Source organism: Pseudomonas sp. 43mfcvi1.1 (genome assembly GCF_900115935.1).
GTDB lineage: Bacteria > Pseudomonadota > Gammaproteobacteria > Pseudomonadales > Pseudomonadaceae > Aquipseudomonas > Aquipseudomonas bijieensis.
This window is the reverse complement of record NZ_UETT01000004.1, coordinates 127,014-146,043: the sequence shown is the minus strand read 5'-3', so window position 1 is coordinate 146,043 and position 19,030 is coordinate 127,014. Positions and strand designations below refer to the sequence as shown.

The window sequence follows — 19,030 nt, the reverse complement described above, 5'->3', positions numbered from 1 at the left end:
ACGCCCTGAGTACTCGACCAGCTTCTAGCACCGTCCTTGCTGGGCAACTAGGCCCCTTCGTGCCCCCCGACCGTGGGGGCTTCGACACAGTAGGCCGCCAGGAAGGTCTTCACCGCCCGTTCGACAGCCTGTCTGATTTGCGGCCTGGAAAATTTTTCCTCGACCCCCAGGGTCAAAGGCATAACCGTTTCGCACTCAAGGAGCGCGCTAAGCTGGATTGCCGCCAGCAGAGGATCGGATCGTCTCAGGTTGCCTTGGGCCATTTGCCTGTCGAGGAAGTCTGCGATGTTCTGAAAGCCGACCTTGGGGCCCAGTTCGTAAAAACGCTTTCCAATGTCGCTTCGTCCGGACTCGGCGATGATGGCCCGCCGCGTCTGGATCCTGTCCGGGGAGCACAAGAACGCCAGGACCTTTTCGCCACAGGCCTGCAAGGTCTCCTGCAAGTTGTCGACTTTGTTGTTGAGTGTTGCAAAGACGGGCTCGAACTCCTTGCTCGCTTCCTCGTGCATCGCCGCTACGAACAGTTCTTCCTTGGAACCGAAGTAGCCGTATAGCGTCGCCTTCGAGCCGCCAATCCGACTGGCGATTTCGCCCATCGACGCACCTTCGAAGCCTGAATCCCGGAACACTTGCGAAGCGGCTGCGAGAATGGCGTCGCGCTTGGCTTCCGTTTTGACTCTCATCGCCTTGGATCTCTTTTATCTATACCGATTGGTTCAGTATTACTTGACTTCGAATGATCGTCAAATAACTATACCGAACCGTACGGTTATAGTTCTTGCGATCAGTCCCTCTCGGAGTTCCATCATGCGCAAAGCCAGTTTCCTTTGGCCCATAACGTTCTTGACGATGTCTTGTTTTCTAAGCGCATGTGGCAAGCCCCCGATGGGGCCGCCCCCCGTCGCCGGTACGCCGGTGGTCGGGGTATTGACCGTGCGCGAGCAACCGGTGGCGCTCACCACGGAATTACCTGGGCGCACCGTGGCTTACCTCATTGCCGACGTGCGGCCACAGGTCAACGGCATCATCAAGGCGCGAAATTTTCGTGAGGGCAGTGATGTGAAGGCTGGGCAGACGCTCTACCAGATCAATCCGGCGACCTACCAGGCGGCCTACGACAGCAACGTCGCAGCGTTGGCCAAGGCCCAGGCGAGCCTCAAGACTGCGCGACTCAAATCCGATCGCTACAAGGAGCTTGTCGCCATCAAGGCCGTGAGCCAGCAGGAGTACGACGATGCTACTTCCAGCCTGGGCGAGATAGAGGCTGACATCGCGGCGGCCAAGGCCAATGTCGAAACCAGTCGTATCAACCTGGCTTATGCCCGTGTGGATGCGCCCATCTCCGGCCGGATCGGCCGCTCGACCGTGACGCCCGGCGCACTGGTCACGGCCAGTCAGGCCAGCGCGATGGCGACTATCCAGCAGCTGGATCCTATCTACGTGGATGTGACGCAGCCGAGCGCGGCATTGCTCGACCTTAAAGAGTCGCTTGCAAATGGCGAGCTTCAGAAGGCCGGAGCCAATGCCGCGAAGGTGTCTTTGGTGTTGGAAAACGGCCGGACTTATCCAATTGAGGGGCAGTTGGAGTTTTCCGACGTTACCGTCAACCAGGACACCGGCGCGATTACGCTTCGCGCGGTGTTTCCCAATCCCAATGCCGATCTCCTGCCGGGCATGTATGTCCGTGCCGTCTTGCAGATAGGCATTAAAGAGCAGGGGGTGTTGGTGCCGCAACAAGCCGTCACTCGGGACAGTACGGGCAAGCCCACGGTTTATGTGGTCGGCAAGGATCGCAAGCTGGAGCGTCGGGTTCTGGAAACCGACCGTGCCATTGGCGATCAGTGGCTGGTCCGTAGCGGCCTGCAGGTCGGTGATCAATTGGTCGTGGACGGGCAACAGCGCGCGGCCCCCGGTGTTGAAGTCCAAGTGACACCTTGGCCCTCCAATCCGCCATCGACTCCCTCCATTGCCACGCTTGAAGCCGTCAAGGCGACAAAGCGGCCCGATATCAACTGACCGGTGGGAGTCGACCATGGCGCGTTTTTTTATTGATCGTCCCATCTTTGCCTGGGTACTTGCCATCATTGTGATGATCGCCGGTGCCATCGCAGTCATCACATTACCGATCGCGCAGTACCCGGCCATTGCGCCGCCCGCGGTCGCGATTGTCGCCACCTATCCCGGTGCATCGGCCAAGACCCTGGAGGACACGGTCACCCAAGTCATCGAGCAGAAAATGAAGGGGCTGGATCGGCTCAGCTACATGGCCTCGACCAGCGAGTCCTCGGGCACCGTCACCATTACACTGACCTTCGAGAACGGAACGGATCCGGACACGGCGCAAGTACAGGTCCAGAACAAGTTGGCGCTTGCCACCCCACTGTTGCCGCAAGAGGTCCAGCAGCAGGGCGTATCCGTCAGCAAGTCGGCCAGCAACTTTTTGAATGTACTGGCCTTCACGTCCGAAGATGGCAGCATGAATGGCGCCGATCTCTCAGACTATGTGGCGGCGAACGTCCAGGAAGCGATCAGCCGGGTCGAGGGGGTGGGTGACACGACTTTGTTCGGCTCCCAGTACGCCATGCGCGTGTGGCTCAATCCAGACAAGCTGATCAGCTACAACCTCACGCCGCTCGACGTCAAGACAGCCATCCAGGCGCAGAACGCCCAGGTGTCGGCAGGCCAGTTGGGAGGACTGCCCTCGGTCGGCAACCAGCAGATCAATGCCTTGATCACCGCGCAAACGCGCATGCGCACCGCCGAGGAGTTCGAAAACATACTGCTGCGCACGCTGACCGATGGGTCCCAGGTCCGGTTGCGGGATGTGGCTCGTACAGCGTTGGGCAGCGAGACGTACAACACCGTAGGGCGCTACAACGGCAAACCCGCCGCCGGCCTGGCGATCAAGCTGGCGACAGGGGCCAACGCGCTCGACACGGTCAAGGCTATCGATGCGCGTCTGGAGCAGTTGCAGGCGTTCTTTCCCGCCGGCATGAAGGTCCACAAGCCCTACGACACCACGCCTTTCGTGCGGATCTCGATCGAGGAGGTCGTGCGCACCTTGGTTGAGGCGGTGGTGCTGGTATTCCTGGTCATGTACCTGTTCATGCAGAACCTGCGGGCCACCCTGATCCCGACGATCGCGGTGCCAGTGGTGCTCCTGGGAACGTTTGGAGTCCTGGCGCTGTTTGGCTTCACCATCAACACCTTGACCATGTTCGCCATGGTGCTCGCTATCGGCCTGCTGGTGGATGACGCCATTGTGGTGGTGGAAAACGTCGAGCGGGTGATGACCGAGGAGGGCTTGCCGCCCAAAGAGGCCACGCGCAAGTCCATGGGGCAGATTACCGGCGCGCTGGTTGGCGTGGCGATGGTGCTGGCGGCGGTGTTCGTGCCAATGGCGTTCTTCAGCGGCTCCAGCGGGGTTATTTACCGTCAGTTCTCGATCACCATCGTTTCGGCGATGACGTTGTCGGTGCTCGTTGCATTGGTCTTCACCCCGGCCCTGTGTGCCACCGTGCTCAAGCCGGTGACCAAAGGGCACGCCTTGAGCACCACCGGTTTCTTTGGCTGGTTCAACCGCACCTTTGATCGAGGCAATCGTGGTTACCAGGGGATCGTCAACCATATGCTGGGCAAGGGCTGGAGGTACATGATCGGGTATGCAGTGATTGTGGCGCTGGTGGCGTTCGGTTTCATGAAGTTGCCTGTCGGATTCTTGCCGAACGAAGATCAGGGAACACTCTTCACCAACATGCAGTTACCTCCTGGAGCGACCAAGGCTCGTACCGACGAAGTGATCAGGCAGGTGGAGGATCACTTCCTGGTCGACCAGAAAGACGCAGTCGAAGGCGTGTTCTCCGTGTCGGGCTTCAGCTTCGCGGGTAGCGGCCAAAACATGGGTTTTGCCTTTATCCAGCTCAAACCCTGGGATGAACGCACGGCCCCCGGCCTGAGCGTCACCGACGTCGCGGCCAAGGCCGGCGCCTTTTTTGCGACGATCCGCGATGCGAAGATCTTTGCATTCGCGCCGCCGGCCGTATCCGAACTGGGCAACGCGACCGGGTTCGATCTCATGATCAAGGACGAGGCCAACCTTGGACACGCGGCAATGATGCAGGCACGTGACCAACTGTTGGGGATATTGTCCAAGGACCACCGCCTGGTGGCTGTGCGCCCGAACGGCCTGGAAGACATGCCGGATTTGCGCCTGCATGTCGATCCGCTCAAGGCCGGTGCGCTGGGTGTTTCCATGGCGGACATCAACTCCACCCTCTCGGCGGCGTGGGGCAGCAGCTACGTCAACGACTTCATTGACAAGGGCCGTGTCAAGAAAGTGATGCTGCAGGGGGAAGATCGCTTTCGCATGCTGCCGACGGATATCGACCGTTGGTACGTGCGCAACAGCGCGGGCACCATGGTGCCGTTCACCTCCTTTGCAAGCGCCAGCTGGACCACGGGTTCGCCACGACTGGAACGCTACAACGGCGTGCCGTCGATTGAAATCCTGGGCATGGCGCTTCCAGGAAGTGCCTCGAGTGGCGAGGCGATGGCCATTGTCGAAGCTGCGGTCGCAAAACTGCCGCCGGGCATTGGCTTCGAATGGACGGCCTTGTCGCGCCAGGAAAAAGCATCGAGTGGCCAGGCGGGCATCCTGTACGGTTTGTCGATCCTGATCGTGTTCCTGGCGCTGGCGGCACTGTACGAGAGTTGGGCTGTACCGTTTTCGGTGATCCTGGTCATTCCCCTGGGGGTATTCGGCGTGCTGCTCAGTGCCTTTTTGACGTGGAAGTTCAACGATATCTACTTTCAGGTCGGACTGCTCACCACCATTGGCCTGGCCTGCAAGAACGCCATCCTGATCGTGGAGTTTGCAAAGGATCTTCACGAAGCCGGCAAGGGGCTCGTCGACGCCACGATGGAAGCCGTGCGCATGCGTTTGCGCCCGATCCTCATGACTTCATTGGCATTCATCCTGGGCGTGCTACCGCTGGTGCTGGGCAGTGGCGCGGGGGCGGGGGCCCAGCATGCACTGGGCTCTGCCGTGATCGGTGGCATGCTGTCAGGCACCGTTCTGGCAATCTTTTTCGTACCGCTGTTCTTCGTGCTGACCATGCGCCTGTTCAAGCCCAAGCGGGTATCGCTTGCCGATCCGATTGGCTCGACAGCCACTACGGCGCCCTTGCAAGGCGGGTGATGCGGCAAAATCGCCAACCTCCAATGGCCTGCGGCTTCGATAGCCGCAGGCCACGGGATCAGGGTACCAGTACGGCTTTTGCACTGCTGCCATGGGCGATCAGCGCGTACTGGGCCTTGCCGTCTGCCAGGGGGATTTCAAGGATATCCGTGGGGGCGTCGATGACGCCTGCCTCGAAGTGGCGGCCAAATTCTTCAAGCATCCGGGCGCAATCGGTGTTGTCGTAGAGCAGCGAGTTCACGCCGATCAAGACGCCGCCTTTGCGATAGAGCGCCAGGGCAGGGAAGTGCACCATCCCATCTGGCGGGGCGGCAATGATCGCGATGCGACCGAAGTTGGCCAATGCCGATACTGCTTCTTGCAGCCAGAAGCCAGTGGTGTCGAAGATGACCTGCGCGCCTGCGGGAAACACGGCTTTGACCTGTTCTGCAAGGCTGCCGGGTGCGCTGGTCACGATGACTTCGTAGCCTTTGGCTTGCAACTCGGCGGCCCGTTCCGGTCGCCGTACCGCCGCAAGCACACGTGCACCACGGGCCTTTGCCAGGGCCAGCGCTGCGCTGCCTACCGCGCCATTGGCGCCAATCACCAGAAACGTCGTGTCGCGCTGCACGTTGGATCGTTCAACGGCATCGTAGGCGGTGGTGAAAGGTACGCCGATGGCCGCCGCCTGGACGAAGGACAAGCGCTCGGGTTTCAGGGCCACGCCACTGGCCGGAACCGTGAGGAATTGCGCATGGGAGCCGTCACGCAGGAACCCCGGGCCCTTGCCGGTACCCCAGACCGCTTTGCCCAGCAGATGTGCGGGGCCTTGCTCGACCACCCCGGCGAAATCACGACCGGGCACACGGGGCAAGGTGGTATAGGGAAAACGACCCTCCACATTTTTAACATCACTGGGGTTGATCCCGGCCGCCTTGACCCGGATGAGGACTTCATCGGCACCGGGAACGGGGGTTGGCAAGTCGACAAGCGAGAGATAGTCCAGGCTGCCGGTGGCGCAAAACTGTAGGGCTTTCAAGCTGCAATACTCCTCGACGAAATGAGGGTCGAGGATAGCGTCCGAGCCGAGAGCGAGCCCGCCAGAGACTTTCGTCTATCGGACAACCCCCCTGGATGCCATCGCGTGCTTATACGCTGACGGTGCAATGCCCAGGGAGCGGCGGAACATCTCGCTGAAACTGCTCAGCGTATAGCCCAACCGTGCCGCTATCGCCCCCACCGAGTCGCCCTCCAGGAGTGCGGCGACGGCGTGGGCCAGTTGCACTTGTCGGCGCCACTCGGTAAACGTCAGGCCAAGCTCGGCGTGGAACAACCTGGCCAACGTGCGCGTGCTGGCCCCCACCGACTCGGCGTGTTGCTCAAAGGACATGGCGAGTCCGGGGACATCGAGCACTGTCTCGCACAAATTGCGCAAGCGTCGATCCCCACCAACGGGCATGGGCACTTTGAGCACCGCCGAGCGCAGTTCACGAAGTTCCAGCACCAGCAGGTTGTCCAAGGCATCACGCATCGCCGGATCAGGACGGTTGCCCAGCGCCACTCGACGGATGATCAGTTCGCGCAGCAGTTTGCTGACCTCGAGTACTTCCAGCTCAAGCCCCACGCTCATGGCGAGTTCTGCACGCAAATACAGATTACGCATTTCCAAGGGCGAAACGACTCGGATCCCGTGTGTGACCCGAGGCGGCAGCCACACCGCGCGCTGCGGCGGCACCAACAGTGCCGCGCCGGGCGTATCGACCCACATGAGGCCACTTTGCGCGTAGAGAAGCTGGCCCCATTCATGATGATGAGGCGCGATCAACATCCCGGACGGGTAGGTGCGGGAAAGTGGTTGGACAAGATGAGTCGTGTCCGTCAGATCGGGGGGTGAAGCAAGGGCCATGACCGGAGCTCGGAATGATATCGGTGCTTTTTAGCACAAGTGCGCAGGGGTTGGAGCCTGGCTGGGCCAGCCCGTCAGAGCTTGCTTGGGGCGATTGTGCCGCCGCCATCGCGAGCAGGCTCGCTCCCACAGTTTTCCGGGGTGACAGTGAGATTCGAGAGACACCCTCAATCCCCTGTGGGAGCGAGCCTGCTCGCGATGGCGGCGGCTCAGGTCGTACTAGGATTGAATGTTGCGCCGATGACTATGCCGCCTCCGCCGCTATCGCCGCCTGGACGCTGGGGCGTGCTGCGATTCGCGCCATGAACGAGGCCAGCACCGGCCAGTCCCCGATCTGGATATTGAACGACGGCAGCCAGTTCAAGACGGTGAACAGATAGCCGTCGGCCAGGCCGAAGGTGCCCATCAGGTAATCCTGTTGTTCAAGCGCCTGGCTGAGGTAGTCCAGGCGCCTGAACAGTTTTTCCCTGAAGATGGCTTTGGTCGGCTCGGCAATATCGGCGTTGAACAGTGGGGCACATCCGCCGTGGATCTCGGAACTGATGAAGTTCAACCACTCCTGCAGGCGCACCCGCTCCCAGGTGCCATTGGCTGGCGCAAGCGTGTTTGTGGGAATCAGATCGGCCAGGTACTGGACGATGGCGGGCCCCTCGGTCAGGACATTCCCGTTATCCAGGACCAAGGCGGCCACGTAGCCCTTGGGGTTGATGGCCAGGAAGTCGAATCCGTCGGCGGTTCGCTTGGTCTTGTTGTCGACCCGAATCAATTCAAAGGGCAGACCCAATTCCCGCAGCACGATGTGCGGGGACAATGAGCAGGTCATGGGGGCAAAGTACAGTTTCATCGTTTCCTCAAGGACGGGGGACGTGCCGCCAGAATCCGTGAGGGAAGGAACATTTTCAAAGGACATCTTCAGTGCTAGCGTATGACAAAATCTCATGAGAAAGACAAACCTCAATGGCCAGTCGAATCCCTTCTCTCAATGGCCTGAAAGCATTCGAATCAGCCGCCAGGCACATGAGCTTTACCAAAGCCGCGCAAGAGCTGAACGTCACTCAAACAGCCATAAGCCACCAAATTCGCCGGCTCGAAGATGAGTTGGGCGTGCGCCTGTTCCTGCGGCTCAAGGATGGCCTGGCCCTGACAAACGAAGGCCATGCCTATTTTCCTGGCGTTCGTGCGGCGTTCCAGGAGTTGCGCTATTGCACGCAGACGTTGCTGGAGAATCGCAATAACAGCGTGTTGACGATCAGTACCCTGGTTTCATTTGCCTCCAAATGGCTGTTACCGCGCCTGGCTTCTTTCCAGCAGGCATTCCCCACTATTGATGTGCGCGTCACGGCGTCCACCGAATGGGTGGATTTTCGTCAGGGCGGCGTAGATGCGGCCATTCGCTACGGTCATGGGGATTGGAAGGGGATGCGGGCCGACTGGCTGATGGCCGATGAAATCTTTCCGGTGTGCAGCCCCAGGCTACTGCAAGGTCCAACGGCCTTGGAGAAACCGGGCGATCTGGCCCGGCACACGTTATTGCAGGTTAGCGGCGTGACCGGCGACGACTGGAGTTCATGGTTGAGTGCCGCCGGCCAATCGAAAAAACTGGCCGAAGGCAGCCGGTTGACCTTCGACCTTGCCATGATGGCTGTACAGGCTGCTGTCGACGGCCTGGGGGTATGCATCGGACGTTCAACTTATGTCGAGGATGACCTGAAGGCAGGACGGCTGGTAGCACCCTTCGATCTGCGATTGAAGTCTGATCTCGGCTTCTATTTCGTGAGCCCCCATGACATGGCCGATTCCCCAAAAGTGCAGGCTTTTAGAACCTGGTTGATGGATTCCGTGGGTTTTGGTGCAGAAAAGTGATTACAGCGTACCGTTCAGTCTCCAGCCAGTGAGCCGATATAAATTAAGAAGGTCCGGTTACTTTCAGGGTTCACCGAGGGTACGTCATGTTTAATAAGAAACTAAAAAATGAACTGACGGCTAGGACGGCCGAATTGGCAACATACAAGGGACTGGTTGGCGCCTTGGAGCGGTCGATGGCGGTTATCGAGTTCAGCCCCGATGGCAAGGTCCTTCGGGCGAACGAGAATTTCCTGAGCACGATGGGCTACCGTGCGGATCAATTGGCGAACCTGTCCCACAGGGATTTCTGCACCCCGGCGCTGACGGGCAGCGCCGAATACCGTGAATTCTGGAACCAATTGCGCGCCGGCAAATTCGTTTCCGGTACGTTTCAGCGCCGCAGTGCGTCAGGCCAGAATGTATGGTTGGAAGCCAGCTATAACCCGGTCATGGACGAGCAAGGCCGCATCGTGAAGGTGGTCAAGTACGCACTCGATGTCACCGCCAGAGTGGCCAATGAGGCCGAAACCCGTGGCCGGCTGGCGGCGCTCGATCGTGCCATGGCAGTGATCGAGTTCGACCTGGGTGGCAACATCCTGACCGCGAACGACAACTTCATGAATGTCATGAATTACTCGCTGGCCGAGCTCAAGGGCAAGCATCACCGGATGTTCTGCGAGCCCAGCCTGGTGGGCAGTGCGGAGTACAGTGATTTCTGGCGGCGTCTCAACGCCGGTGAATTTTTCAGCGGTCAATTCAAGCGTCTCGGCAAAAACGGCAAGGTCGTCTGGCTGGAAGCCAGCTACAACCCGGTCTACGACGCCGAAGGCAAGTTGTGCAAGATTGTGAAGTTCGCCAGTGACATCAGCGAACGGGTGGAGAAATTCGAAGAGGACTCCCGCGGCGCTTCCCGTGCGTATCACATCTCCGCCGAAACCGAACGGGTGGCCGAACAGGGCGCCCAGGTGATCCACCAGACCGCCAAGGAGATGCGCGAGATCGCCGACAACATCGGTGCCTCCGCGCGTCTGGTTGGGCAACTGGGGGCGCGTTCGGAAGAGATCACCGCCATCGTCAACACCATTCGCGGCATTGCCGACCAGACCAACCTGCTGGCCCTCAACGCGGCCATCGAGGCTGCGCGCGCCGGTGATCAGGGGAGGGGCTTCGCGGTGGTGGCCGACGAGGTCCGGCAACTGGCCGGGCGCACCAGTCGCTCCACCTCGGAGATTGCCGAAATGATCGGCATGATCCTCTCCGAAACCCGCGATGCGGTCGCGAGCATGAACATAACCCATGAAGGCGCATTGCGCGGTGTCACCCTGGCGGACCAGGCCGGATCGGTCATCGTGCAGATCCGGAACGGGACCACCGATGCCCTCGATGCGGTGAGCATGTTCGCGTCCAAGCTCGACGAGTCCGAGGTGATTCCCAAGACGGCTATCGGCTGGGTGGGTTGACGTGAGCTGAGGCCTCGCCCTTGCGATCCATGCGCTTGACCAATTCAAGCAGTACCGCGCGCAACTCTGGCGGTCGCACGGGCTTGGCCAGCACCGAGATATTCAGGCTTTGCAGTGATTGACGGATCCGCTCGATCTCATGCCCGGTGATGACCAGCGCCGGGACTTGCCAGCCGCGCTGTTCGCGTATCGCGGCGATGCATTCGGAGCCTGAAATTCTTGTGCCCAGGTCGAAATCGGCGATGACGATGTCGCAATCACTGGCCAATCCCTCGCCGTCGCTGTGGGCCTCGACCTCGCAGCCCCATTTTTCCAGCAGCGCCGAGGTCGCCATCAGCACGTTGGCGTCGTCTTCTACCAGGCACACTCGCAAACCGTCCAGGCGATTCTGGACGGGCACGACCTTGGGCGACGTGATGCGTGGTGCCGCTGGTTCCAGGCCGCTGATCGCCACCCTGGTGCCTTGTCCGACCTTGGAGCGGATGTGTATATCGACGTCCAGTAGCTGGCTGATGCGCTTGACGATGGACAGGCCCAGGCCAAGGCCCTCGACATCTTTGTCGCGCACATGACGCACGCGGTAGAACTCCTTGAACACTTCGGGCAAATGTTCGGCGGCAATGCCGCGTCCCTTGTCGTAGATCACCACGGCCAGGCGTTTGCCCTGGCGACGCACGCCGATCAGCACAGGTTGGCCGGGCGCGTACTTGAGGGCGTTGGACAGCAGGTTCTGGACCATCGTGGTCAGCAAGCCGGGATTGACGCTGACCCAGTAAGGACAGGCGCGCAGACGCAGTTCGACACCGGCCCAACGGGCCGCCTCGGTGTTTTGCTTGACCACGTCTTGCAGCAATTGGCCCAAGTGTACGGTGTCGGCCTTCGGCATCAGCTGGCCGTGATCCAGGGTGTAGATATCGAGGATCGAGCGAAACAGTTGCGATACGGTGTGCAGCGAGCGGTCGATGTTGTCCACCAGCCGCAACTCTTCCAGCCCCAGCCGGGCGTCACGCAGGCAGGCGGTGAACAGGCCGATGGAGTGGATCGGTTGGCGCAGGTCATGGCTGGCCTGGGCCAGGAACCGCGACTTCTCCTGATTGGCCGAAATGGCTTCTTCGGAGGCAATGCGTGTGCGCTTGAGCAAAATGTGCGCGTAGGCAGGCACCACGATGGTGGTGACGATCAGCATCAGGAACATGTAGGGCTGTGTGCGCCAGAATGGGTTCAGCCAGAAAATCAGCACCAGGGTCGACAGCGCGATAACGGTTGCCAGCGCCAGGTAGCGCGAGCCGAAGCGCATGCCATTGCCTAAAGTGACCCAGAGCAGCGCTGCGTAGATCGGCAGTGCGCTTTCACCTCCCAGCACCATGGCGAACGCGATGCCCGTGTAGTCATGCAGCATCGAGAAAAGGCGTCGCCAGAAGAAGTGTCCTGGCCAGCGCTTGATGATCATGCGCAGGAATACCGAGGCGACGATAAACGTCACGATGTAGACGATGATGGGCACGTAGCCTGTGGCACCACCGGGATGGATACTGGCCAATACGGCGATATACAGCAGCGCACAGGCGCTGACGATCAGGCGCAAGGTGGCCTGGTCGAGTTCACTGTTCTTTTCCACTGGTTTTTGAACCTCATGAGCTCCTGATGCCTTGAGCAAGCGTAGCGGCTAGCCCATCCGTGCTATTCAGAATTGTTGCCCGAGCCGGGATACTTCAGGGGGTATTACCACTCAGGACGTCGGGAGAGTACATGAACGGAGTCGTTCGTTTTGTCAGTGTGATCAGCGCCACGATGCTGTGCGCTTCAGTGGCCCATGGGGGGAGCCAGGCGTGCACGATGGAGGGCGAAATGACTGTCATGGGGCAACACATCGAGGCGAAGGACTGCGTGCAGGCCAGCGATAAGCAGCCGGTGGCCAAGTTCCGCTCCAGCTGTGAGGCCTATGCCAACATGCCGGTCGCACTGGGTGGCGAAGCGGGCAGAATTACCTATTCACAGGCCTGCCCGGAAAATCCCCAAGGCACCTGTTTGAATGTGAATGGGCAGGGCGTGGACTTCTATTACTACAAACGTACCGCTGAGCTGTTGGACAGCACACGCAAGGGTTGTGCCTTGAGTGGAGGTACCTGGAAGGAGTGATCGGCGAGGGTGGGGGCAGGCTTGATGCTGCCCCCACCGGACGAGCCATTACGTCAGTAGACCCTGTAGTACTTCACGACGTCATCGACGAAATAGATGGTCAATACCGAGCCTTGGGTCTGGCTTTGGCCCGTTTTCGTGCCGGTCACGCTGCTGACGTCGTTGGCCACGGTCTGTGCCTTGGACAGTTGTGCCGAGGTGTCGTACATCTTCTGGCGCGTTTCGGTCGACACGTATTTATTTGCCAGCTTCATGTACTTATCCAGACCCTCATCACTCTTTTCATAGGTCCAGTTCGACTCGTTGCTGGTACTGGTCGAATTGAGTTCTTCATTGGTCGGCGCACCGAACATCTGTGTGATCTGGCCTTTTGTCGTCTTGCCCGGAATGATCGTTTGCTTGAGGTAAGCGACGTCGTATTTCCTGGCGCCCTGATTCAAGGAGCTCATCAAGTTACCCAAGTCACCGGTGTTTGCACAACCGTTGAGTACGCCCGCCAGCACGCACAGCGCCAATCCATTTTTAAGTGTTTTTCCATATTCGAAGGACATGATGACTTACCTTGAGTTAATGTCAGGACCATTCCATTTCAACCGGGTGACGGTGAAGTTGACCCAGCATTGCGCCGCCTACCGATTTATTTGAGTAATAGGCTTCGCACGCCAAAGCGTTTCAATAGGCACAGTGATACTGCACGGCGTATGGCGCGTTGGCTTTTATGTCTGGCTGTTCGAACAGCCTTTTTAAGGAGCGTCCACAGCTTAGGGGGGAGTACTGGGCGAAGCTATAGTACAAGTGTGCTATGGCCTTGGAGGCGGGCAAAGAGGATAACGCTCAATTAATATTGCGGCGGCATATATTTAATTGTCTTGTTTTTCCGACCAACCGCCATTACTGGGGAAATTGGAAAATTGCGCCGCGGCCGCCGCGCGTGTGGGGACACCCAGGGATTTGAGCAGGCTTGAGACATGGATGCGCACCGTGAAGGGGGAAATGCCCAAGTCCCGCGCGATCTCCTTGTTGGTCTTGCCGGCGGCGATCAAGCCAAGCACTTGCCGTTGGCGCGTGGTCAGTTGGGAAAGTGCATCGTCCATGATCGAGTTTTCGGCTTGATACTTCACTACCACTTCGCCTTCGCGTATTGCCATGATGGCGTCGGCAATACCGGCGGGGTCGATATTCTTGCCGATGAAACCATCGGCACCCAGGGCCATCACCTGGGAAATAACCTCGATGTCATCCACCATTGAAACCACGATGATCGAGGTGCGTTTGAATTCACTGCGCAGTTGGCCTATGACTTGCAAAGATTTGATCCCGGGGAAGCGCAAGTCGAGTATCAGGGAGTCTACTTCCACCCCGGACCGTGCCAGCGCCAATACTTCGTCCAGATTGCCAGCTTGTTCTATGGTTGCAGTTGGCATGAGTCGTTCAATGGTCCTGAGCATTCCTTCGCGAAACAAAGGATGGTCGTCTGCAACAATTACTCTGCACGTCATGTTTTCAGATCCTTCTGATCTTCAAGTCCGCGAATCGTAACCTAAACTACCCCCTCGGGTTTCAAGTTTGATACAACCTTTCATGTTGGAATAATCCTGTGACCATGACGGAAAAGAATAGCGAGCTTGATCAGGCTACGTTGAGATTGACGGTCGGGGCCTGTGCTTCACTCTACGTCATTGTCGTGGCGTGTCTGGCCAGTGACTTCGATACCTATGTACCGATCCTCTGGTACATGACGTTTTTCTTCGGCGTCGCGGTCCCGCTGCGCATGGCGGTCAAGCGCTGGCCCGGGCACTTCTTCCTGCGTCGGCTTTTTGCCATGACGCTGGACTATGCAAGCCTCGCCTTCGCCTTGATCGTGGGTGGGGAGGGCACGCTGCCGGTGTACGCGGCATTGCTCTGGGTCACGTTGGGCAATGGCATGCGTTTCGGCTCGCGCTACCTGGCGCTGGCAACCGCTATCGCGCTGTCGACCCTGGGGGTGATTTTCCTGCTCACGCCGTTCTGGCGTGGCCAGCCCTACCTGTTCCTGACGTTGATCGTCACCACCATCGTGGTGCCTGCCTACGCGCATATCCTGCTGACCCGTACCCGCATCGCTTCGGAAGAGGCGATTGCCGCGAACCAGGAGAAATCCCGCTTCCTGGCCCAGGCCAGCCATGACTTGCGCCAGCCGATCCACTCGATCGGCTTGTTCACCGCCTGCCTGCGCGACGCCCGGCTGGGCCAGGAAGAACTGCGACTGGTGGATAACATCGACCGTTCGCTGCATATCGTGTCGCAGCTGTTTCGTTCGATCCTGGACATCTACACCCTCGATAACGGGCAGCTTGAACCCCAGGCCGAACCCGTGCACCTGGGCGCGTTGCTCCAGGACGTGGTCAAGCAGAACACCGAAGCCGCCCGTTGGGCCGGTGTCGAGTTGCGCCTGCGGCCTTGTCGGCATTGGGTCAACGTCAATGCCGGCCTGTTGGCGACCATGGTGCAGAACCTGGTCTCCAATACGCTCAAATATGCCCCCGGCCAACCGGTGTTGATCGGCGTGCGTCCGAGAGGCAGTGGCCTGGCCATCGTCATCTATGACAAGGGCCGAGGCATTGCCGCCGAACACCTGCCCGAGGTGTTCAAGGAGTTTTATCGGGTACGCCATGTCCGTGACAAGGATGTCGAGGGGCTGGGGCTGGGGTTGTCCATCGTCAAGCGCATCAGCCACTTGATCAATCTGGACATCCAGCTGGACTCCCGGCTCGGCCAGGGCACCCGCGCCATGATCCAAGGACTGGAAAGGGTCGCGCCGAGGGCTGCGGTGGACAGGCCGGTGCCCACCCAAAGCCGCTTGCAGGGCTTGCGGGTGTGCCTGGTGGAAGATGACGCCAACGTGCTGATGGCGACGTCCGCGCTGTTGGAGAAATGGGGATGCGAAGTGGAAACCCACAGCGACGGAGTGGGCGTGACCAGTGACTGCGACATCATCATTGCCGACTTCGACCTGGGTACGAAGGTCTCGGGTTCCGAGTGCATTGCCGCGATTCGCGAACACCGGGGCTGGGAAGTCCCCGCCATGATCATGACCGGCCATGAAATCGAGAGAATTCGCCATGCGCTGCACCACATGAACATTTCGATCCTGGCCAAGCCCGTGCGCCCCCCGGAGTTGCGGGCGACCTTGCTCGAGCTGACCAAGACTTTCGCCAGCATCAGGACATGACCCCACCCAAGCCATGCCAAGCAGCCATCAGCCGGTTTTTCCACCATTCCATTTTATGAAACGGTGGATTGCAGTTTGTGCGTATTCCTGCGCAGCCGCTTTGGGCAGAAGATGACTCCAGCCACTTGCACACCTGTGCAGACGATGGCGGAGAATCCCTAACCGTAGCGCACTGGCGCAGGCGTTCATGCTGCGAAGCGCGAGGAGTAGCTGATGGACGAAGCCTTGCAAGCAAAAAACTCGCCCTGGCATGAAGGAGAGCTGGCGTTGCAGCGCTCCGTCGGAGCAGTCGACATGATGGCCAGTGTCGGTCAGCGGCAACTGGCGCGCACCTGGATGCCGGACCAGCATCGCGAGTTCTACGCCCAACTGCCTTTCGTAGTGCTGGGGGCCGTAGACCGGCAAGGCGATGTGTGGGCGACCCTGCGCGCGGGGCAACCGGGCTTCATGAACTCGCCCGATCCGCAGACCCTTCACATCAACCTCGAGCCTGAACCGAACGACCCGGCCCAGGAGGGCATGGGCGAAGGGGATGCCATCGGGATGCTGGGCATCGAGTTGCACACCCGCCGCCGCAACCGCATGAACGGTGTCGTGCGTCGTCAGCTCGAGCCAGGGCTCGAAATTTCAGTGAGCCAGGCGTATGGCAACTGCCCTCGCTACATCAACCTGCGCCAATACCATTTTGTCGACGCACAGGCCGTCGCGCCGGTTCAATTGTCTGTGTCAGACCCGCAAGTCCGGCGCCTGGTGACGGCAGCCGATTCGTTCTATATCGCCACCTATGTGGTGCGCGATGGCGAGCGGCAGGTCGATGCTTCTCATCGTGGCGGCAAGCCGGGGTTCGTGCGCATGGATGAGGACGGGTCGCTGACCATCCCGGACTTTTCCGGCAACCTGTTTTTCAACACGCTGGGCAACATCCTGCTCAACCCACGGGCCGGGCTGGTGTTCGTCGATTTCCAGACGGGCGATCTGCTGCAAATGAGCGGCTCGGCGCAAGTCCTGCTGGACGACCCTCAGATCAGCGCGTTCCAGGGCGCCGAGCGGCTGTTGCGCTTTACGCCGCAACGCATCGTTTATCGCCCGGCGGCCATTGCGCTGCGCTGGAAGGATCAGGACGAGGGCGAGTCGCCCAATTCAATGATGACCGGCAGCTGGGAGCAGGCCACCGAGCGCTTGCAGGCTGAGGCACTGCGTAGCCGCTGGCGTGCGTTGCGGGTTGCGCGGGTGGTCGATGAAAGCCCCAGCATTCGCTCGTTCTATCTGCAAGCGAGCGATGGCTTGGGTTTGCCCCGGTTCGAAGCCGGGCAACATTTGCCAGTGCGGATCTTGCTGGAGGGACAGACCACGCCAGCGATCCGGACCTATAGCGTATCCAGTGCGCCGTCGGATGATTTCTTGCGCATCAGCGTCAAGCGCGATGGCTCGGTATCGTCCCACCTGCATGAGCGGGTGCAGGCGCTGCACGAGATCGAAGCGCGGGCGCCCCAGGGCCATTTCACCGTCCAGGCCACCGAGCGGCGTCCGTTGGTATTGCTGGCAGCGGGGGTGGGCATCACGCCGCTGTTGTCGATGTTGCGCGAGGTGGTTTACCAGGGGCTGCGCATCAGCCGCATGCGCCCGGTCTGGCTGGTGCAAAGCGCCCGTACGGTGGCCGACCTGGCGTTTAGTGACGAAATCGACGAACTGGCCGCCCGCGCCGGCGACAAGTTGCAGGTTTTGCGCATGGTCAGCCACCCACCCACTGAGGCCGGCGACGCCGCTGGCTTCGACCTGGCCGGCAGGATCGATGTGGAACTGCTCAAGAAACTGCTGCCGCTCAATGACTACGACTTCTATCTGTGCGGGCCGGGCAGCTTTACTCAGGCGCTGTACGACGGGCTGCGCAAACTGCGCATTCCTGACGATCGCATTCACGCGGAAACCTTCGGTCCCTCCACGCTTGTACGGGATATCGAAGTCACTGTCCCGGCGCCACAGCAGGTGCCGGCCGCGAGCGAAGCGGTGAAGGTCTTGTTCGCCAGCTCCGGCAAGGAAGCGCGTTGGGAACCCGGCAGTGGGACGTTGCTCGAACTGGCCGAAGCGCGCGGTTTGAACCCGGAATTCAGTTGCCGGGGCGGTTCCTGTGGCACCTGCAAAACCCGCTTGAGCCGCGGCCAGGTGCATTACTTGAGCATGCCGGCCGAACCGGTTGGCGAAGGTGAAGTGCTGATCTGTTGCGCGGTGCCGGCCCAAGGGAGCGAGCCGTTGGTGCTTGAGGCCTAGTGGCCTGTGTGGCTAATTCGTGCACTCAACTTCGGCGCCAGTGCTTGCCAAGCTGCGTTACCATTCCTCGCCGTAGCGGGCTACGACTCGTCATGGCGCCTTGCCTGGCAATCACTGGCACTCGAATTTGAGTACTCGAATTAACCGTACAGGCCACTAGTCTGGCGAGCCGACTGTTTCACCGAGTGAAATGCTGGATTGTAAAAGCTGGTTATTCCGCTCTGCGGCACGGGAGCAGAGGATAGCGCCATCGACGCGATCACCGCTTCGAGCCAAAAAACAACACGGAGTACGTCATGTCTGAGAAAGCGATCAAACTTTATCGCCATCCGTTGTCGGGTCACGCCCATCGTGTCGAACTGATGCTCTCGCTGCTTGGCCTGCCGACCGAGCTGATATTCGTGGACTTGATGAAAGGCGAGCACAAGACCCCGGAGTTCCTCGCCATCAACAGTTTTGGCCAGGTGCCGGTGATCGATGACAACGGCACCGTCCTGGCTGACTCGAACGCGATCCTGGTCTACCTCGCGGCCAAGTACGGCAAGGGGCAATGGCTGCCCGCCGATCCGCTGGCCCAGGCGCGGGTGCAGCGCTGGCTTTCGGTGGCGGCGGGGCAGATCAACCAGGGGCCGGCCAACGCCCGCCTGATCACCGTGTTCGGCGCCGGTTATGACGCCGAAGACGCGATCAAGCGTTCCCACGCCCTGTTGCAAGTGATGGAACGGGAGTTGGGGCAAAGCCGGTTCCTGGCCGGTGAGCAAGCGACCATCGCCGACGTTGCCGCGTACACCTATGTATCCCACGCGCCGGAAGGCAACGTCGCGCTGACCGAATACCCGAACGTCCGGGCCTGGTTGGGCAGCATCGAAGCCTTGCCGAACTTCGTCGGCATGCAGCGTACCGCCAAGGGCTTGCAGCAAGCCTGATTCAAGGCATAGGAGCTTGCCGGGCAGCATCTTCCGGCAACCCCCTTGCGTTACCCGGCAACGACATTCAATTCACGTGCCCTCAACCAAGGCTGGATC

At 60.0% G+C, this 19,030-nt stretch carries 15 protein-coding genes and 1 pseudogene; 9 read left to right on the top strand and 7 right to left on the bottom strand.

Annotated features, from left to right (window positions below; genetic code table 11):
• Nucleotides 1-47: 47 nt before the first annotated feature.
• Nucleotides 48-683 carry a TetR/AcrR family transcriptional regulator gene (locus DTP52_RS09420; protein ID WP_109753101.1) on the bottom strand — a complete coding sequence of 212 codons (636 nt, stop codon included), beginning with the start codon at nt 681-683 and terminating at the stop codon, nt 48-50.
• Between the two features lie 124 nt (nt 684-807).
• On the opposite strand from DTP52_RS09420, the gene DTP52_RS09415 reads away from it, so the two are divergent.
• Complete coding sequence (locus DTP52_RS09415; protein WP_109753100.1) at nt 808-2,016, top strand: efflux RND transporter periplasmic adaptor subunit; 1,209 nt, start codon at nt 808-810, stop codon at nt 2,014-2,016.
• Nucleotides 2,017-2,032: 16 nt separating this feature from the next.
• Nucleotides 2,033-5,197, top strand: coding sequence for an efflux RND transporter permease subunit (locus DTP52_RS09410; RefSeq protein ID WP_109753099.1), 3,165 nt, complete (start codon nt 2,033-2,035; stop codon nt 5,195-5,197).
• A gap of 58 nt (nt 5,198-5,255) precedes the next feature.
• Here DTP52_RS09410 and DTP52_RS09405 read toward each other — a convergent pair whose 3' ends face one another.
• The 3 genes from DTP52_RS09405 to gstA all read right to left on the bottom strand — a co-directional run bounded on the left by DTP52_RS09405 (nt 5,256) and on the right by gstA (nt 7,926).
• Complete coding sequence (locus DTP52_RS09405; RefSeq protein ID WP_109753098.1) at nt 5,256-6,215, bottom strand: zinc-binding alcohol dehydrogenase family protein; 960 nt, start codon at nt 6,213-6,215, stop codon at nt 5,256-5,258.
• Nucleotides 6,216-6,290: 75 nt separating this feature from the next.
• Nucleotides 6,291-7,082: a helix-turn-helix transcriptional regulator gene (locus DTP52_RS09400; RefSeq protein WP_162893837.1), complete on the bottom strand. Its 792-nt coding sequence runs from the start codon at nt 7,080-7,082 to the stop codon at nt 6,291-6,293.
• A gap of 244 nt (nt 7,083-7,326) precedes the next feature.
• Nucleotides 7,327-7,926: a glutathione transferase GstA gene (gstA, locus tag DTP52_RS09390; protein ID WP_109753095.1), complete on the bottom strand. Its 600-nt coding sequence runs from the start codon at nt 7,924-7,926 to the stop codon at nt 7,327-7,329.
• Between the two features lie 113 nt (nt 7,927-8,039).
• On the opposite strand from gstA, the gene DTP52_RS09385 reads away from it, so the two are divergent.
• The 3 genes and pseudogenes from DTP52_RS09385 to DTP52_RS31550 all read left to right on the top strand — a co-directional run bounded on the left by DTP52_RS09385 (nt 8,040) and on the right by DTP52_RS31550 (nt 10,387).
• A complete protein-coding gene (locus tag DTP52_RS09385) occupies nt 8,040-8,945 on the top strand; it encodes a transcriptional regulator GcvA (RefSeq protein WP_109753094.1) in 906 nt (301 codons plus the stop codon).
• 86 nt (nt 8,946-9,031) lie between these two features.
• Nucleotides 9,032-9,799: pseudogene (locus DTP52_RS31555) on the top strand (PAS domain-containing protein); the annotation flags it as partial.
• Nucleotides 9,773-10,387 (top strand): methyl-accepting chemotaxis protein, encoded by a 615-nt coding sequence (locus tag DTP52_RS31550; RefSeq protein ID WP_370873818.1) that lies wholly within the window; start codon nt 9,773-9,775, stop codon nt 10,385-10,387. The pseudogene DTP52_RS31555 and the gene DTP52_RS31550, both read left to right, overlap by 27 nt.
• On the opposite strand, the gene DTP52_RS09375 is transcribed toward DTP52_RS31550, so the two are convergent.
• Entirely contained in the window at nt 10,368-12,005 is a 1,638-nt protein-coding gene (locus tag DTP52_RS09375; RefSeq protein ID WP_109753092.1) for a hybrid sensor histidine kinase/response regulator, read from the bottom strand. The two genes, DTP52_RS31550 and DTP52_RS09375, sit on opposite strands and share 20 nt — an antisense overlap.
• 131 nt (nt 12,006-12,136) lie before the next feature.
• Here DTP52_RS09375 and DTP52_RS09370 point away from each other — a divergent pair, with 131 nt between their 5' ends.
• On the top strand, nt 12,137-12,526 hold the full coding sequence (locus DTP52_RS09370) for a hypothetical protein (protein WP_146206848.1): 390 nt from the start codon (nt 12,137-12,139) through the stop codon (nt 12,524-12,526).
• Nucleotides 12,527-12,579: 53 nt separating this feature from the next.
• Here the strand turns inward: DTP52_RS09370 and DTP52_RS09365 are convergent, their stop codons facing one another.
• The gene (locus tag DTP52_RS09365) at nt 12,580-13,077 is read right to left on the bottom strand and encodes a hypothetical protein (protein ID WP_109753090.1); all 498 of its coding nucleotides are present in this window, start codon (nt 13,075-13,077) and stop codon (nt 12,580-12,582) included.
• 309 nt (nt 13,078-13,386) lie between these two features.
• Nucleotides 13,387-14,025 (bottom strand): response regulator transcription factor, encoded by a 639-nt coding sequence (locus tag DTP52_RS09360; protein ID WP_109753089.1) that lies wholly within the window; start codon nt 14,023-14,025, stop codon nt 13,387-13,389.
• 104 nt (nt 14,026-14,129) lie between these two features.
• Between DTP52_RS09360 and DTP52_RS09355 the strand changes: the two genes are divergently transcribed.
• The 3 genes from DTP52_RS09355 to DTP52_RS09345 all read left to right on the top strand — a co-directional run bounded on the left by DTP52_RS09355 (nt 14,130) and on the right by DTP52_RS09345 (nt 18,931).
• Nucleotides 14,130-15,737: a hybrid sensor histidine kinase/response regulator gene (locus DTP52_RS09355; RefSeq protein WP_109753380.1), complete on the top strand. Its 1,608-nt coding sequence runs from the start codon at nt 14,130-14,132 to the stop codon at nt 15,735-15,737.
• Between the two features lie 213 nt (nt 15,738-15,950).
• The gene (locus DTP52_RS09350) at nt 15,951-18,005 is read left to right on the top strand and encodes a pyridoxamine 5'-phosphate oxidase family protein (protein WP_109753088.1); all 2,055 of its coding nucleotides are present in this window, start codon (nt 15,951-15,953) and stop codon (nt 18,003-18,005) included.
• A gap of 296 nt (nt 18,006-18,301) precedes the next feature.
• A complete protein-coding gene (locus DTP52_RS09345) occupies nt 18,302-18,931 on the top strand; it encodes a glutathione S-transferase family protein (RefSeq protein WP_109753087.1) in 630 nt (209 codons plus the stop codon).
• The last annotated feature ends 99 nt before the right edge of the window (nt 18,932-19,030 follow it).

Coding starts and splice junctions, on each gene's coding strand:
- DTP52_RS09420 (WP_109753101.1), bottom strand. CDS start 683: ATGAGAGTCAAAACGGAAGCCAAGCGCGACGCCATTCTCGCAGCCGCT.
- DTP52_RS09415 (WP_109753100.1), top strand. CDS start 808: ATGCGCAAAGCCAGTTTCCTTTGGCCCATAACGTTCTTGACGATGTCT.
- DTP52_RS09410 (WP_109753099.1), top strand. CDS start 2,033: ATGGCGCGTTTTTTTATTGATCGTCCCATCTTTGCCTGGGTACTTGCC.
- DTP52_RS09400 (WP_162893837.1), bottom strand. CDS start 7,082: ATGGCCCTTGCTTCACCCCCCGATCTGACGGACACGACTCATCTTGTC.
- gstA (WP_109753095.1), bottom strand. CDS start 7,926: ATGAAACTGTACTTTGCCCCCATGACCTGCTCATTGTCCCCGCACATC.
- DTP52_RS09385 (WP_109753094.1), top strand. CDS start 8,040: ATGGCCAGTCGAATCCCTTCTCTCAATGGCCTGAAAGCATTCGAATCA.
- DTP52_RS09370 (WP_146206848.1), top strand. CDS start 12,137: ATGAACGGAGTCGTTCGTTTTGTCAGTGTGATCAGCGCCACGATGCTG.
- DTP52_RS09365 (WP_109753090.1), bottom strand. CDS start 13,077: ATGTCCTTCGAATATGGAAAAACACTTAAAAATGGATTGGCGCTGTGC.
- DTP52_RS09360 (WP_109753089.1), bottom strand. CDS start 14,025: ATGACGTGCAGAGTAATTGTTGCAGACGACCATCCTTTGTTTCGCGAA.
- DTP52_RS09355 (WP_109753380.1), top strand. CDS start 14,130: ATGACGGAAAAGAATAGCGAGCTTGATCAGGCTACGTTGAGATTGACG.
- DTP52_RS09350 (WP_109753088.1), top strand. CDS start 15,951: ATGGACGAAGCCTTGCAAGCAAAAAACTCGCCCTGGCATGAAGGAGAG.
- DTP52_RS09345 (WP_109753087.1), top strand. CDS start 18,302: ATGTCTGAGAAAGCGATCAAACTTTATCGCCATCCGTTGTCGGGTCAC.